Annotated in this window: 18 protein-coding genes; 6 read left to right on the forward strand and 12 right to left on the reverse strand. The window is 54.1% G+C overall.

What is annotated here, in order from left to right; all coding sequences use genetic code 11:
- The 4 genes from ACPUC7_RS19845 to ACPUC7_RS19860 form a co-directional block, all read right to left on the reverse strand.
- Complete coding sequence (locus ACPUC7_RS19845; RefSeq protein ID WP_494924187.1) at window positions 1-1524, reverse strand: sodium:solute symporter family protein; 1524 nt, start codon at window positions 1522-1524, stop codon at window positions 1-3.
- A gap of 323 nt (window positions 1525-1847) precedes the next feature.
- A complete protein-coding gene (locus ACPUC7_RS19850; protein ID WP_343553610.1) occupies window positions 1848-2150 on the reverse strand; it encodes a PsiF family protein in 303 nt (100 codons plus the stop codon).
- A gap of 103 nt (window positions 2151-2253) precedes the next feature.
- Window positions 2254-2508 carry an anti-adapter protein IraP gene (gene iraP / locus ACPUC7_RS19855; RefSeq protein ID WP_494924188.1) on the reverse strand — a complete coding sequence of 85 codons (255 nt, stop codon included), beginning with the start codon at window positions 2506-2508 and terminating at the stop codon, window positions 2254-2256.
- A 215-nt stretch (window positions 2509-2723) separates the two neighbouring features.
- Window positions 2724-2855, reverse strand: coding sequence for a hypothetical protein (locus tag ACPUC7_RS19860; RefSeq protein WP_343553647.1), 132 nt, complete (start codon window positions 2853-2855; stop codon window positions 2724-2726).
- Between the two features lie 265 nt (window positions 2856-3120).
- Between ACPUC7_RS19860 and ACPUC7_RS19865 the strand changes: the two genes are divergently transcribed.
- Entirely contained in the window at window positions 3121-6201 is a 3081-nt protein-coding gene (locus tag ACPUC7_RS19865; protein WP_494924189.1) for a beta-galactosidase, read from the forward strand.
- Here ACPUC7_RS19865 and ACPUC7_RS19870 read toward each other — a convergent pair.
- Window positions 6140-7444, reverse strand: coding sequence for a multidrug efflux MFS transporter (locus ACPUC7_RS19870; RefSeq protein ID WP_494924190.1), 1305 nt, complete (start codon window positions 7442-7444; stop codon window positions 6140-6142). The genes ACPUC7_RS19865 and ACPUC7_RS19870 overlap by 62 nt on opposite strands.
- A 392-nt stretch (window positions 7445-7836) precedes the next feature.
- Between ACPUC7_RS19870 and ACPUC7_RS19875 the strand changes: the two genes are divergently transcribed.
- The gene (locus ACPUC7_RS19875; protein WP_343553606.1) at window positions 7837-8088 is read left to right on the forward strand and encodes a biofilm development regulator YmgB/AriR family protein; all 252 of its coding nucleotides are present in this window, start codon (window positions 7837-7839) and stop codon (window positions 8086-8088) included.
- Between the two features lie 12 nt (window positions 8089-8100).
- Here the strand turns inward: ACPUC7_RS19875 and ACPUC7_RS19880 are convergent, their stop codons facing one another.
- From ACPUC7_RS19880 to ACPUC7_RS19890, 3 genes are all read right to left on the reverse strand, one after another.
- On the reverse strand, window positions 8101-8418 hold the full coding sequence (locus ACPUC7_RS19880; RefSeq protein WP_494924223.1) for a hypothetical protein: 318 nt from the start codon (window positions 8416-8418) through the stop codon (window positions 8101-8103).
- A gap of 170 nt (window positions 8419-8588) precedes the next feature.
- Complete coding sequence (locus ACPUC7_RS19885; protein ID WP_494924191.1) at window positions 8589-8888, reverse strand: I78 family peptidase inhibitor; 300 nt, start codon at window positions 8886-8888, stop codon at window positions 8589-8591.
- 165 nt (window positions 8889-9053) lie between these two features.
- A complete protein-coding gene (locus ACPUC7_RS19890; RefSeq protein WP_494924192.1) occupies window positions 9054-11633 on the reverse strand; it encodes a bifunctional diguanylate cyclase/phosphodiesterase in 2580 nt (859 codons plus the stop codon).
- A 218-nt stretch (window positions 11634-11851) separates the two neighbouring features.
- Between ACPUC7_RS19890 and ACPUC7_RS19895 the strand changes: the two genes are divergently transcribed.
- Complete coding sequence (locus tag ACPUC7_RS19895) at window positions 11852-12499, forward strand: CPBP family intramembrane glutamic endopeptidase (protein WP_494924193.1); 648 nt, start codon at window positions 11852-11854, stop codon at window positions 12497-12499.
- A 48-nt stretch (window positions 12500-12547) separates the two neighbouring features.
- Here the strand turns inward: ACPUC7_RS19895 and ACPUC7_RS19900 are convergent, their stop codons facing one another.
- Window positions 12548-13279: an SDR family NAD(P)-dependent oxidoreductase gene (locus tag ACPUC7_RS19900; RefSeq protein WP_494924194.1), complete on the reverse strand. Its 732-nt coding sequence runs from the start codon at window positions 13277-13279 to the stop codon at window positions 12548-12550.
- 99 nt (window positions 13280-13378) lie between these two features.
- On the opposite strand from ACPUC7_RS19900, the gene ACPUC7_RS19905 reads away from it, so the two are divergent.
- Window positions 13379-13762 carry a winged helix-turn-helix transcriptional regulator gene (locus ACPUC7_RS19905; protein WP_494924195.1) on the forward strand — a complete coding sequence of 128 codons (384 nt, stop codon included), beginning with the start codon at window positions 13379-13381 and terminating at the stop codon, window positions 13760-13762.
- 32 nt (window positions 13763-13794) lie between these two features.
- On the opposite strand, the gene ACPUC7_RS19910 is transcribed toward ACPUC7_RS19905, so the two are convergent.
- Window positions 13795-13962 (reverse strand): hypothetical protein, encoded by a 168-nt coding sequence (locus tag ACPUC7_RS19910; protein ID WP_196761358.1) that lies wholly within the window; start codon window positions 13960-13962, stop codon window positions 13795-13797.
- Between the two features lie 214 nt (window positions 13963-14176).
- Between ACPUC7_RS19910 and ACPUC7_RS19915 the strand changes: the two genes are divergently transcribed.
- Together ACPUC7_RS19915 and ACPUC7_RS19920 are read left to right on the forward strand one after the other, a co-directional pair.
- On the forward strand, window positions 14177-14347 hold the full coding sequence (locus ACPUC7_RS19915) for a hypothetical protein (protein ID WP_343554081.1): 171 nt from the start codon (window positions 14177-14179) through the stop codon (window positions 14345-14347).
- Between the two features lie 111 nt (window positions 14348-14458).
- Window positions 14459-14692: a hypothetical protein gene (locus ACPUC7_RS19920; protein ID WP_343554082.1), complete on the forward strand. Its 234-nt coding sequence runs from the start codon at window positions 14459-14461 to the stop codon at window positions 14690-14692.
- 114 nt (window positions 14693-14806) lie between these two features.
- Here ACPUC7_RS19920 and yniD read toward each other — a convergent pair whose 3' ends face one another.
- Entirely contained in the window at window positions 14807-14914 is a 108-nt protein-coding gene (gene yniD, locus ACPUC7_RS19925; RefSeq protein ID WP_021507251.1) for a small membrane protein YniD, read from the reverse strand.
- Between the two features lie 79 nt (window positions 14915-14993).
- A complete protein-coding gene (locus tag ACPUC7_RS19930; RefSeq protein WP_494924196.1) occupies window positions 14994-15422 on the reverse strand; it encodes an OsmC family protein in 429 nt (142 codons plus the stop codon).

Here is a 15422-nt window from a genome sequence, read left to right on the forward strand (position 1 = left end):
TTATCCCTCCTGAGAAGCATTGTTTTTCTGCGCCCAACTGGCTTGCGTGGGCGCATCGTGATCCTGATTAAGTGCATTGAGCAGTTGATCGACTTCCGGGCGCACCGGCGCGCGGCGTAGCCAGCCCATCAGCACAAACAGCACCAGCGATGACATCACCGGCGCGGCGACCTGCGTGGCGGTGCTGACATCGTTGAGCATGAATTTCACGCAGAAGAAGGTGGCGACGCCGACCGCCCAACTCACCAGCGCGGCGGCGCTGCCGCTGCGACGGAAAGCGGGCAGCAAGCCCAACAACATCGGAATCGAGATGGGGCCGACTAAGCCGCCAAACCAGATGATCAGCAGCGACAGCACGCCGCCAAAACGACCGGCGTTCATGGCAATGATCAACGTGGTGATGATGAACAGAAACGCCGTCAGCCGCGCCACTAGCAGCGAACTTTTGCTGCGCTGAAAACGCTTGGGCAGCATGCCTGGCAGGATATCGCGCGTGACCACGGCGGTGATGGCATTGGCGTCCGATGACGTCATCGATAGCGTGTGAGTAAACATCGCCACCAGCACCAGTCCGACTAACCCATTCGGCAGCAGTTCCATCGCCATCATTGAGTAGGAGCGCGACGGATCGCTGAGATTGGGAAACAGCAGCGGCGCCGCCCACATCGGCCAGAACAGAATCAGCGGCCAGATCAGGTACAACGCGGCAGACAGCAGTGCCGCTTTGCGTGCATCGCGGCCCGCAGGCGCGGCGATGAAACGTTGCGCCAAATTCCAGGTGCCGCCGTTATAGCTCAAGGTGTAGATAACGAAATAGGCGAGGATAAAGCCGAGCGAATACGGCTGTTGAATGATCTGCGTATGCGTTTCGGGCAAGCGCTGCCAGATAGTGAACAGTTCGCCAAAACCGCCCAGATGCATTGCCACCGCCACCACCATCACAATCGCCGCGACAAACTGCACCACGAACTGACCGAAGTCGTTACAGGCATCGGCCCACAAACCGCCCATCACGGTGTAAAACAGGCTGAGCGCGCCCGATAGGCAAATGCCAACCAGCGGATCAAGCCCGGTAAACACGTTGATGATCACCGCGATCGCCGCCCATTTTGCCCCAACGTCGAAGGTTTTCAGCAGCACACCGCTCCACGCCAGTACCATTTGCGTCGGTACGTTGTAACGTGTGGCGAGGTATTCCATCGGCGATTCAATATTCATGTAAATACGCAAGCGCGCCCAACGCGGCGCGAACAAACGCGAACCAATCAGCACCGCGATGGCAATCGGGAACGCCCACCAGAAATAGATGGTGATGCCCATGTTGTACGCCACCGCCGCGTAGGCGACGAACACCGCCGCACTGTAGCCCGACATGTGATGCGACACGCCAGAAAGCCACCACGGCATTTTGCCGCCCGCGGCAAAGAAATCGCGCGTGCTGCCCACCTTGCGCATTGCCCACAGGGTTATAGCCACAATCATCAGCGCGTAAAGCGCCATCACAGCATAATCAAGCACATTCATAGCAGACTCCACAGGTAAAGGCTGTCCAACGAACGGTCCGGCTTCGCGGGGAAATTGGCGAATATTTAATTAGTCATCATTTAGGACTAATGCATCCTGCCAGTGTTTTTAGCCGCGGAATGTGATGGATATCCTGGTATGCGTTTTTATTCTGACGTGATAAGTAAAATTGAATATTTACGTAATGAGATCGCATCCAGATATTTATAGGTCACCATAAATGGCGACCCTACGATAACTGTAGGTATGAAATTCGACATAAAAAAAGGGTTCATGATAAACATGAACCCTTATTACATGTTAAACGTCAGCGGTTAATTCAATTAACTTTTTTTCAGACAGGAACTCATAAAGGTTTTACGTGCATCACCAGCGAGTTTTTTATCCGCTGCATCGGCGTTGCAGGTTTTCATCTTCATTTGCTGCGGCGTCATGCTGCCCATTTTGCTGTCTTTTTTCAGACAGTCACTCATGAAGCTTTTACGCGCATCACCTTTCAGATTTTGTGTACCGGCGCTCTGGTTACACATGGTCATTTTTTCCTGTTGAGCGGTTTTCTCTGCTGCACTGGCTCCGCCTGCAATCAGCAGGCCTGCTGCCATTATTGCCAAAAGACACGATTTCATTACCGGATTCTCCTTAGCATTATTGCTTACTAAGCATGGCACGGAATAAGCAAATGCGAGAACTCCATAACGACATTTTCCTGTAAAAACAGGACCAAGCTGGCTAAACGCGCGGGTGGTCGAGCAGTCTTTCAACGTAATTACGCAATAATGTGGTATCAGGCGTTTCAGCAGCCGGTGACACCGGCGGCATCGCCAATTTAATGCCCGCAGCGATTTCATGGAATTGTTCCGGATTCAGTTTGCGCAGCATCGCCGTTAACACGATTTCTAACGCCTCAACCTGAACCACTAATTCTTTAGACTCTTCTTCTTTTTCTGCCAGCTTTAGAAGGAGTTCCGCAATCAGGTTTTTCATGCGACAAGCTCAATAGAGAGAAGAAAAACAGACGTTAGCATTGAGCAGAATAAAACAACAAGGATTTTTAAGTGTTAAATGGAAAAATTAGCAATAACCGCAGCGCATTAAAAGCGATGCAAATTCAATATGTAACGGCGAAACGTTTCACTGATGACAAATAGTGTTTGTTGAAACGTTTCGCTTATTAGAAATTAATTTAAATTGGCACTAAATTAGCGTGGTTCCGAGAATCCACGACCCGGACCGCCGCCGTGTCCGCCGCCCCAACCACCACCGCCGCCTGGAGGTGGGAAAATGCAACCGCTCAATGCGCTAACCAATGCCACGACCGCGGCGAGTTTCATAATACGAACCATAATAACCTCAGAAGGGTGAAATCGGGCTGAGTGTATGAGGCCGCATCGGGCGCGACAATACAGAATTCTCCGCATCACGCCGCTATTCATCTCCGCTCACCACGCTTAACAATTCGCGGGTACTGCCATGGCAAAAACATCACAGTTCCGGTTAATTACCAGGCGGACTCACCTCGCAAAATCATCGCTAATCCCTTTACTGTTGCGCTAAATTCACGCAATGTGAGCGCATTACATTTAATGAGATCAGACCATGACATCATCCACCGTTTCCCTTAGTGAAATTCTGGCACGCCGCGATTGGGAAAACCCGGTTATCACCAGCCTGAATCGCCTGGATGCGCATCCACCGTTTGCCAGTTGGCGCGATGAGATCAGCGCACGTGACGATCGCCCTTCGCCTTCGCGCATCTCACTCAACGGCCAATGGACCTTCAGCTATTTCACTCAGCCGGAAGCAGTGCCGCAAAGCTGGCTGTTGCAGGATCTGCCTGGCGCGCATGCGCTACCGGTGCCCGCCAACTGGCAATTGCATGGTTACGATACGCCGATTTACACCAACGTGCAGTACCCGATTCCGGTGACGCCGCCTTTTATTCCCAGGGAAAATCCCACCGGATGTTATTCGCTCACATTCAAAGTGGATGAAAATTGGCTGAATCAGGGCCAGACACGCATCATCTTTGATGGCGTCAATTCTGCCTTCTTCTTATGGTGCAATGGACAATGGATCGGTTACTCGCAAGATAGCCGTTTACCGGCCGAATTCGATCTCAGCGCAGCGTTGCAGCCAGGACAAAACCGCCTGGCGGTGATGGTGCTGCGCTGGAGCGATGGCAGCTATTTGGAAGATCAGGATATGTGGCGCATGAGCGGCATTTTCCGCGATGTGACCTTGCTGCATAAGCCGCTTACGCAACTCGCCGATGTGCAAATTGAAACCGCACTCAGCCCGGAATACATCCGTGGTGATTTGCGCGTCAACGTTAAGATTCAGCCCGGCGCGCACCAACTCGCACAGTGCCGCTTGCGCGTCAGTTTATGGCTCGGCGATAAGTTGATTGGCGAACAACAACAAGCACCTGGTAGCGCGATTATTGATGAACGCGGCCATTATCCTGAACGCGCATTAATGATTGTGCCGGTGCAGCAGCCGTTGTTGTGGAGCGCCGAAACGCCGCACCTGTATCGTGCCGTAGTTTCACTGCTCGATGATCAAGGCGGGCTGATTGAAGCCGAAGCCTACGACGTCGGTTTCCGCCGCGTTAGCATTGAGAACGGCCAATTGTGCGTCAACAGCAAGCCGCTGCTGATTCGCGGCGCTAACCGCCATGAACATCACCCGGAAAACGGCCAGGTGGTAGATGAAGCCAGCATGCGCCGCGACATTGAATTGATGAAGCGCCACAACTTCAACGCGGTGCGTTGCGCGCATTATCCCAATCATCCGCTGTGGTATCGGTTGTGCGATGAGTACGGTTTATATGTGGTCGATGAAGCCAATATCGAAACCCACGGCATGCAGCCAATGAACCGGCTCTCCAGCGATCCGCGCTGGTTTGCCGCTTACAGTGAGCGCGTTACGCGCATGGTGCAGCGCGATCGTAATCACGCCTGCATTATTATCTGGTCGCTGGGCAACGAATCCGGCCACGGCAGCACCCATGATGCGCTGTATCAATGGGTGAAAAGCAGCGATGCCACGCGCCCAGTGCAGTACGAAGGTGGCGGCGCGGATACGGCGGCAACTGACATCGTTTGCCCGATGTACGCGCGCGTCGATCAGGATCAGCCCTTCCCGGCAGTACCAAAATGGTCGCTGAAAAAGTGGATTGGTTTGCCGGGCGAAACGCGTCCGCTGATTCTGTGTGAATACGCGCATGCGATGGGCAACAGCTTTGGCGGCTTCGCCAAATACTGGCAAGCTTTCCGTCAATTCCCGCGCCTGCAAGGCGGTTTCGTCTGGGATTGGGTTGATCAAAGCCTGACGCGCTATGACGACAATGGCGCAGCCTGGCAGGCTTACGGCGGTGATTTTGGCGATACGCCGAATGATCGCCAATTCTGCATGAACGGCCTGGTATTTGCCGATCGTTCGCCGCATCCGGCACTGTTTGAAGCGCAGCGCGCGCAGCAGTTCTTCCAGTTCCAGCCGGATGCGAACCATCCATTTAGCTTTACCGTCACCAGCGAATACCTGTTCCGCCGCAGCGATAACGAAGTGTTGCGTTGGTCGGTTGAACAAGATGGCGTCAGTATCGCGCAAGGTGAAATGCCGCTGGATCTCGCCGCGCAAGGCAGCCAACACATTTCATTGCCGGTGACCGAAAACCTGCAAGCGCATGCCTGGCTCAATCTGACGGTATATCAAATCGCTGCCACGCCGTGGTCAGAAGCCAATGCGCTGGTCGCGTGGGATCAATGGCCGCTGCCCGCCGCAATCGCCTCGCGCCTGCCGGAAATCAGCGCCAGCGCGCCAGAATTGATCGCCAATCACAACCTGGTCGCCGTGGTGTTGCCGCAACAGCGCTGGCACTTCTCCCGTCGCAGCGGCGAACTGGTGCAATGGTTTGTCGATGATGAAGAAACGCTGCTGTCGCCGCTGCAAGAGTGCTTTGTGCGTGCGCCGATTGATAACGATATCGGCACCAGCGAAGCCGCCAACGTTGATCCCAACGCGTGGGTTGAGCGCTGGAAACACGCCGGTTATAACGATCTTGAAGCGGTGTTGGTGGATATGCAGGCCGACAGCCTGAAACACAGCGTGCTGATTGAAACCTGGCATGAATGGCGCACCAACGGCCAACTGGCGTTTACCAGCCACAAACGTTACCAGATCAGCGCCAGCGGTGAATTGTCAGTTAGCGTTGATGTGCAGCAAGCGCCCGGCTTGCCGCCGCCAGCGCGCATTGGGCTGCGCTGCCAGTTGAAAAATACCCCTGAACAGGTGAGCTGGCTGGGATTGGGGCCGCACGAGAATTACCCGGATCGCCAACTGGCAGCGCAGTTCTCACGCTGGCAACTGCCGCTGGCGGCGCTCAGCACCGCTTATGTGTTTCCGGGGGAAAATGGTCTGCGTTGTGGCACGCGTCAGCTACGCAGCGGCGATTGGCAGATTGGTGGCGATTTCGCCTTTTCACTCAGCCGCTACAGCCTTGAGCAGTTGCGCGAAACCTCGCATCGCCACTTGTTGCAGCCGGAGGAAGGCTGCTGGCTGCACCTCGACGGCTTCCATATGGGCGTCGGCGGCGATGATTCGTGGAGTCCGAGCGTTAGCCCGGAGTTTTTGCTTTCTCAGCAGCGCTGGCACTACGCGCTGACGCTGCTTCAGTAGTTTGCTCGGCCATTTCACGCTGGCTCACGGGCTGAGTCAGCGTGTTTTTTGGCCGACGATAGAAGCGGCGCAGCAAAAATACGTTGATCAGCACCACCATCGCCGTGGCGAAGAATACCCAACGATAGCCGGTCGCCGCCGACACCGCCGCGCCCAATAGCGGTCCCGCCACATTGCCCAAATACATAAACGATTGGTTGTAACCGAAGATGCGTCCGGTGACGTTATCGCGTGAATGACGTACCAGCAGCGTTTGCACCGCTGGCATCATCGCGCCATCGGCAAAGCCCAGCAGGAAGCGCAGCACACCCAACTGCGTGGCGCTGGTGACGAACGACATCGCCACCAGCAGCACCAGCGACATAATCATGGTGGCGATCAGGATACGTTGCGTCCCAATGCGATCGCCCAATTTCCCCAACCGCGGCGCGGCAATCAACGCGGAAACGCCCGGCAGCGCGGCAATCACGCCGCTGAGGAACGCGATGTTCTGCGCATCCGGCGCCAGTTCGCGCACAAACAGCGTCAGAATCGGATTCACCGAGCCGTTGCACATCTGAATCACCATGGTGGTGATAAACAGCACCACCATCAAACGCGGGTTATCGAGGCTGCGAAACACCTCGCGTCCGCTCATCTTGTCCTGCTTGCTCACCGGCGTATAACCGGTCTCTTTAATCAGGAACAAAGTGACCAGGAAACTCACCATCAGCAATGCGGCAGTGACGATAAACACCATGCGCAAGCCGAGCCAGTCGGCCAGCAATCCGCCAATCATCGGGCCGAGAATCACGCCACCGATTTGTCCGGTTGACACACAGCTCAGCGCCCAACCGCTGCGTTCACGTGGCACCTGCGCGGCAACCAGCGCCATCGCGTTGGGAATGTAGCCAGAGGTTAATCCCATCAGCGCACGCAGCAACAGCAGTTGCCATGCTTGGGTGACAAACGCCTGCAACAGAATCACCGCGCCCATGCCAAAGGAAGCGCGCAGCAGCATCAGTTTGCGCCCTTTGCGGTCGGCAAGGCTGCCCCATAATGGCGCCACGGCGGCGGATACAATAAAGGTGACGCTAAAGGTGAGACCTGACCAAACGCTTAATGCGTTACCGCCACGGATACCGAGTTCTTCAACATATAACGGCAGGAAGGGGATGATCTGACTAATGGCGAGGCCGGTAAAAAAGCAGCCAAACCAGACAGATATCAGATTAACTTTCCAGGACTCGATGGAGCGTAACATGGGCGTGTGCATCGGAAGAATGAAACAAGGGTTTAGTCTAACAACCTCGTAACATTGCTGGACGGCAAAACATGGCATGACACCAAAAACACAGTTTTACGCTGCCGAGCGTGATTCTGCTCACAGCAAATCATGCAAGAACCCACTTTTCTAGTGTCTTTATGTGCTGAAACATTGATTGCCGCAAGATAAGCGCATCGCAATGCGGGGCAAACGTGAAAAAATATGTCTACTCGTTACTGACAAGTTTCCACGGCGCATCTATGTTTAAAAAACCACCAGTCATGGCTGGCGACGCGCTGTCCGTTCTGGACAGTCTGCATGCTTAACCTTTATTTCTCCCTGCTGCCACTATCCGGCGGCGTGCATTGTTGTCTCTGCGGAGGTCAGCTATGAGAACCCAGCCAAACAGCGCCAGTCGGGCGATAACCGACTACTTCAACAGCCCCGCCTGGCATGCACCGCATGAGAGCGATTTACTGGCGGCGATCATGCGCGAGCTGATGGACGACGGGCAGCCCGCCACCAGCAAAGCGATCATTGCGCGGGTGATCAATAAACTGGAGTTTGTTGGCGATGAGCAGCAGTTGCAAAGCTATCGCAATCTGCTGGCGCAATTACTGGAATCCGGGCCGCAAAAGTAGCGGCCCTTGCGCTTATTTTACCGCGCGCAGATGGTCGGCTTCGCTGACAAAGGCTTTGCCGCTTTGACGTTGATACAGGCAGAGTTCGCGTCCGACCTGATTCTTCATGTGCTTTTGCGGATAGCGCCCTTCCAGCAGCAGCGCATCAAATCCCACGCTGTCGTCATACTGAATCGGCTTACCCACCACTTTGACGCTCTTCAGGCCGCTGGCCTTCAGGCAGTTTTGCTGCATGTTTTTATCGTTTTGCTGCCACGCCGCTTCGCTGGACGCTTGCGCCAGCGGGCTGAGCAACATCGCTAATAGCAGTAATTTGTTGGTGTTTCTCATCATCACTCCTCAATCGGTCTTGCTGCCGAAAGATAAAAAAATTCCCGCCGAAGCGGGAAGAAACAAGACGAGCATTGCATATTCGAGAGTGACGAGGAAATCTCCGTAGTGCGTGATTATCCTCGCCCGGCGCTGTGACAGCGCGATGACAATGCTGTGTCTGTTTCGTGTTATCCGCAGTAAACGCGCGAAATTTTACCGCTTTGATCTGCCGCGAAATTAATCCGACGCAGATTGAAATCCATGGTCACGGCAGAGTTCCACGGAATGGCACGCACTGGCACCGCAAAGCGTTTGCTATCGAGCGTGGACAGCGGCTGACCAACGTAGTTTTGGTATTGCGATGCGCCGCACTGATCGTTTTCCGAATCGGGGCTGGCCGCCGCAGTGGCGTCGGGTTTGCTGGCGGACTGGCAAGCGGTGAGGGCAAAAAATGCCGTTACCAGTAGCGCTTTTCCATAATGGGTCACGAGTTTCTCCTCCTGGATTAATAGACAACCGGTTTTTGAGAGTAGCAAAGCGTGACCGTGAAGCGAAAATTTAAATAGCAGATTGGTCGCGAAATTTGACTTAAAAGCGCGATCTCACTCGCATTAATGCAGCGTTATTGAAGGTGGTCACCATAAATGGCGACCCTACGATTCCTCGCGCAGCCGGGCATTAAACGCGGCTAACGGCATCGGGCGGCCAAGAAAATAGCCCTGCCCTTCTTCGCATGACAGCGCTTTCAGCTCCTGCAATTGCGCGTCGGTTTCGATGCCTTCTGCGGTGATGGTCAAAGCAAAAGCACGCGCCAAGCCGACAATTCCCGCCACCACCGATTGCGCCTGTTTTGATTCCGGAAACTCCTTCATCCACGAACGATCAATCTTCAAGCCGTTGAACGGGAAGGTTTTGAGGTAGCCGAGCGCCGCATAACCGGTACCAAAATCATCCACCGTCAGCCGCACGCCCAGCGCACGCAGGCCTTGCATGATCTCCAGTGCACGATCCGGATTCTCAAAAGTGACGTTTTCGGTGATTTCCAACTCCAACTGCGTCGCCGGTAATCCGCTGACCTCTAATGCATGCGCCACGCGCTGCACCAAATCGTGGTTACGAAACTCAACCGGCGAAATGTTGACGGAAACATAACGCTGTTCGCCCCAATCGCGCGCATCGAGGCAGGCACGCATCAGCACCCAATCGCTGATCGCGGCGATCAAACCGTTTTCCTCCGCCAGCGGAATAAAGCGATCCGGCGTGATCCATTGGTTGTCGGCGACTTGCCAGCGAATCAGTGCTTCCGCGCCCGCCAGTTGCCCATTTTGCAGCTGATAACGCGGCTGATAGTGCAGCGTAAAAGCGTGATCGATAAGCGCCTGTTCAATCGCTTGCACCATGTCGCGTTTCGACTGCAAATGGTTGGCCATATCGGTGGAATACCACACCCATTGATCGCGCCCGGCGCTGCGTGCTTGTGCCAGCGCAATGTCTGCCAATCGCAGCAGCGCTTCCGGTTGCGTGGCATCCTGCGGCGCAGAAACGATGCCCATGCTGGCGGTTAGATTGATCTGATGTGAACCGCTATAAATCGGCTCATAAATGATGCGTTGCAGCGCGCGACAGCGATACTCCACGCCCGCGCGCGAACTTTCACGCAGCAGCAAAATAAAGGCATCGCCGCCGAGTCGCGCCGCCAGTTCATGCGGTGCTAACAGGCTTTTCAGTCGTTTCGATACTTCATTCAGCACTTCATCGCCGACTGCGTGGCCCCACGTATCGTTGATCGGTTTGAACTGATCGAGATCGAAGCTAATAACAAATAGCGGATCGTCATCGCGCAGGTTTTCCAGATAGGCGGTGAGATACTCCTGTAACTGGATGCGGTTCGCTAAGCCGGTCAGCATGTCGTGACGCGACAAGAATTGGATACGCGCTTCGGCATCCACTTCGTGGGTGATATCCGATACCGTGCCGCGAAAACCACTGCGTAAGCCGTTGCGGCGAATCGCTTTCGCCATCAATTGCCCAATGCGCCGCTCGCCGTTCGCCGACATAAATTGGCAGCGCAACGGCACGTGCTGCACCTCTTCGCCCTGGCGCATCAGCCACGACACCAGCGAATGACTGGGATGGCTGAGCAACTGATCGAGCGGACGCCCGATCCAGCTTTTGACTTCATGTCCGGTTACCGCCGCAAAGCGCGACGAGAGATAGCACAGGCGACCGTGATCGTCGATTTCCCAGATCCAGTCCGATGCCGCTTCCGCCAGATCGCGGAAACGCTCCTCGCTATTGGCTAATTCACGTTGGCTAATCGCCAGCATTTCAAAACGTCGATCGGAGATCACCGCATTGTGCAGCGCATGACGCTGCACGCGACGCGTCACCAGCGCCACCGCCAATGCGGTAAAAAGCAGCAGCGGCATCATCAGCCAAATCACGCCAAAACCGGGATCTTTCGGTTGCCAGCGAATCACCAGCGGCTCACCTTGTAACGCCGCTTCAACCAGGCGCGGCTCAAACAACGCATCGTTAAAACCGCGGGCCAGACGCGGCTCAATCACATTCAGTGATTTACCCAGCGCCTCAAGCTTATTGGGCGTGAAAATATTCACGAACACCATCACCGAAGCCGGACCGGGCATGGTGGGTAAATCCGGAACTTTGCCCGGCGTAATCGGTGCGGCGACCAGAATGGCGGCATTGTTTTCAATCAACGCATTGCGGGCGACAGCATCGTGTAAGGTGCGGGCGGTGTTCAGTAAAAGTGTACTTTGCGCGCCTAGCCAGCTCTCCAGCGAGGCATCCGAGAGTTTGCCATTCACCACCGCATAACGCGTTTTGCCGCTGCCATCGACCACGAATACGCCGTCGTAGTGATACTCCTTGTACAGTCCCGGCCCGAAGTTCTCTTCGTTCCACGCCCAGACTTTATTCACGGTTAAATGCAGGTTTTTCCAGGCTTCGCCCCAGTTGGCATAATCGCGTGCATCAACCAGCATCTCTTGCTGCTGTTGCTGCCATGCATGGTGCATCAGATTGGCATCTTGCTGAATTGATTCACGATTTTGGCGATGAGCGATAACCAGCACCATCACTACCGACAGCAGCAAAACACCAAACAGCAGCGAGGTTAAGGTGCGTAAACTGCGTCGCGTCACCCGAACCGTGTGTGCTTCCATATTGGCCCTGGCGGGGAGTGCCGCGTGCCGGTGATACTCAGAATTCATGCGCAATGCTCGCGAAAGACAGGCAGCAAAAATAGGCGGATGAGGGCGCATCATCCGCCATCTCCACCCTGTAAGGGTTTGAATGGTTATCGGCGCACTGCGCCGCAGATTTAGTCTTAATGGTGGAATATTTGAGCAGCGCAAATGTGCAACACGCCAACTCGACAGCGCTGATCGGCATTGCTACTATGCGCTCTCCTCTGCCCGCTGAGTCGCCTATGGACACCCAATCCGACAAAGTTACGTTAACGCTGTTCTACGTTGGTAGCTTTGTGGCCTATTACCTTGTCACCATGCTGGTTACGCTGTTTCCCAACTACAGCGTACTGATGAGTAATGGCTTGCTGATGCCGGTGCTATGCCTGGTTGAGTTTGCGGTGATCTATCCGCTGTACCGTTTTTATTGTCAACGCCGTAGCGATATTCCGCTGGGCTATGTGCGCCCGCTGCAAGCGCTGCTGTTTATCGCGTTGTTGTTTGCTTTGATGGTGGCGCAGACGCAGTTTTTGCAACCGGAAGGCTGGCTGATTGCGCAATCGCAGCAGGGCCGCAATTCGATGCTGATTTTGCTGCTGACGGCGGTATTGTTAGCGCCGGTGTTTGAAGAGGTGTTATTCCGCGGATTCTTGCTACAAGGTTTTCTGCTGTGGGCACCGAAAAGCCGTTTTGCCTGCATGCTGCTCACTTCGCTGCTGTTCGCCGCGATGCACACGCAATATGTGCATTGGGAAACGTTAGTGGCGTTAACGCTATTTTCCCTGCTGCTTTGCTATGCGCGCCTGCGCAGTAACAGCCTCGCGCTGCCAATTTTCCTGCACACGCTGAATAACCTGATTGCGATTCTGCCAGCGTGGTATTTCGCCTGATGCTAAACACAGCCATCTAATGATGGCCGTGTTGTCTGATTCAACTGATTAGACTTGCGTTAAACCGCCATCCACGCAGATCTCAGCGCCCGCAATATAACTGCTCTCATCACTGGCAAGGAACAGTGCGGCATTGGCAACTTCTTCCGGTTTGCCCATGCGGCTTAAAGGGATAGCCTGTGTTAAGCCATTCCTCACCTCATCAGAAGCAGCCAACATCATGTCTGTATCGATGGGACCCGGAGCAACCACGTTAACGCGAATGCCGCGCGTCGCAAGTTCGCGTGTCCAGGTGCGCGCAAACGAACGCAATGCAGCTTTACTGGCGCTATAGACGCCATAACCCGGCGTACCGATTACATCCGCAATCGAACCAATCAATACCACGCTGGCACCTGGCTTTAGCAGTGGCAACGCGGCTTGTAACGCAAACAACGGCGAACGCACATTAAGCCCAAAGATCTGTTCAAAATGCTCTTCGGTGATGTCTTCAAGGGGCGCGTGCTCTGACATTCCCGCGTTGATCACCAATACATCCAGTTGAGCAGATTCCTGCTCTACCGTTTGCATGATACGCATGAGTTCGCTTGGTTGGCTGACGTCCGCACGCAGTGGTCTAGTACTACCGATTATTGTGCTGCTGGCCGCCTGTAACTCTTCATCGCGACGCGAGGTAAACCACGTTGTAGCGCCTTCATAGGCAAAACGTTGGCTGATTGCCAAACCAATACCTTTTGCGCCGCCTAATACCACGGCCACTTTATTTTCCAGTCTGCTCATCTGCTCTCTCCGGTTGAGGTAGAAAACCGATGGTATATATTTTATATTTAGTATCAATTACGCACTTTATTTATACCAGATATCGCGGAGTATATCGCCATGGCCAATATTGACGGTAACAGCTTGAGAGATGTGGGAAAAACCCGACCGGTGCTGGAGCACATTACCAATAAATGGTCGATATTAATTCTCACCGTGCTCTGTACTAAGCCATCTCGCTTCAATGAAATTCGCCGTCGATTAGATGGCATTACCCATAAAGCCTTGGCTGATGCCTTGAAGCGGTTAGAGCGTAATGGTTTGGTCAATCGAGAAGTGTTGCCGACATCCCCCATCGGCGTGGAGTACAGCCTGACGCCGCTGGCGCAAACGCTGCAACAGCCGTTTGTCGCACTGTATGATTGGGCGCTGGAACATGGTCCAACGCTTGAGAAGGCGCAAGCTGCCTATGATCGCGAGCATGCAAATGAAGAAATCGTGTAGGGTCGCCGTTTTCGGCGACCGCTGGCGGGAAATTACTCTTTTTCCGCTTCGAAATGGTTTTTGAACTGCTCGTAGATGGAAATCATGTTAGACGCATCACCGTGCAGCGGGCTGAGTTTGCCGGCGCGCACCAGCTCAATCACCAATTGCAGAGCGGCTTGTTTTGGGTTGCTGGCTGGCTGGGCAATTTCATTCGACATGGTTATCTCACTCATCATTTTTATCAGGGCCGCACAGTTTAGCGCAGATTAAGCTGCCGTTGCGTATGGCGTTGCGTATAATCTCGCCTGCCGGACAACAAAGCCGCTCGGGGTGATAATTGCATCCTGACGCGTTTAGCTATACTGGATCAAAAAAAGGGAACAACCAGCCACACATTCCGTACCAACGCGAAGGTGTTAAAGGAGTCTGATTATGCTGATTGGTTTTGTTTTGTTAGTGAGCGCGTGTGGACATGATGCCTGTGACGCGTTGCCGGTATCGGAACGTATCTATCCCACCAAAGCGGTGTGCGAGCAGATGGCCGATCGCATCCACAAAGTCCGGCCCAATGTGGTCCTGCTTTGTGGCGAAGTGCACCGTTAATTCGGTGCCAGTTTTATTACAGTCGCGCAATATTTAGCCAAACGGCATTGCAAGAATAGGTTGTAGCGTTCAAAATATAAGCTGCTTTTCACTATCACCGTTGTGAATCCAATGAAAAAAGCTCGCCCCCGTCGTCCAAACGGACGCTGGGTTTATTACATTTTGTATGACGGTATCATCTGGCCCTGCCCGGTTCGCTGGGAATGGGAAAGCGGCTTTGAAGGCTGGCTACCGTTTTACTTTTCCCCCACCTTTGAGTTTGTGGCGGGCGATCCACGTAAGGCTTATCGCATTGCGCGCAGCAGCGTGCGTAACGTTCGCCAGCAAGATAATCATTACGCCTGATTGATTAGCCCAACTGCCACGGTAACCAAGAGGCGGTGAGCAAATAGTGCAGTAGCTCCAACACTAAAATCACCATCACCAACACGCCGAGCTTGTGACGCCAAAACCAATCCTTCAGCCCCATATCATCGCCGCCCAACGAATCAGCATCAACGCACCGCAGATACACAACAGCACCACAATCATTTTCCAGTGTTTGGTTGCAGCCAGTTTTTTTGCCACGCATCCTCCAGACGACAGAAAGCAACGATGCGCCCTAAGGCGCACCGTTGATTCTAGCGCTGCTCACCCGCAAGGGCGATTAATTATTCAGCGTATAGTCGAGCGTGATTTCGGCATTGAGTACCTGAGAAACCGGGCAGCCCGCTTTGGCCTGCTGGATAATCTCATCGAATTTCGCCTTATCAATGCCGGGCAAAGCGATGGTGCTGGTCAGTGCAATTTTGGTAATGGCAAAACCTTCGCCCTTTTTATCGAGCGACACATCCGCAGTGGTATCGATGCTTGTTGGCGGATGACCTGCATTGCCAAGCATCAGTGACAGCGCCATCGAGAAGCAGGCCGCATGCGCCGCACCAATTAACTCTTCCGGATTGGTGCCCTTCTGCCCTTCGAAACGGGTATTGAAGCCGTAAGGCTGCTGGCTCAGCACACCACTTTCGGTGCTAACGGTGCCTTTCCCTTTAATGTCGCCTTCCCAATGGGCCGATCCTTTCTTATGAATGGTCAT

The sequence above is a fragment of the Pantoea sp. CFCC18179 genome, assembly GCF_059412405.1.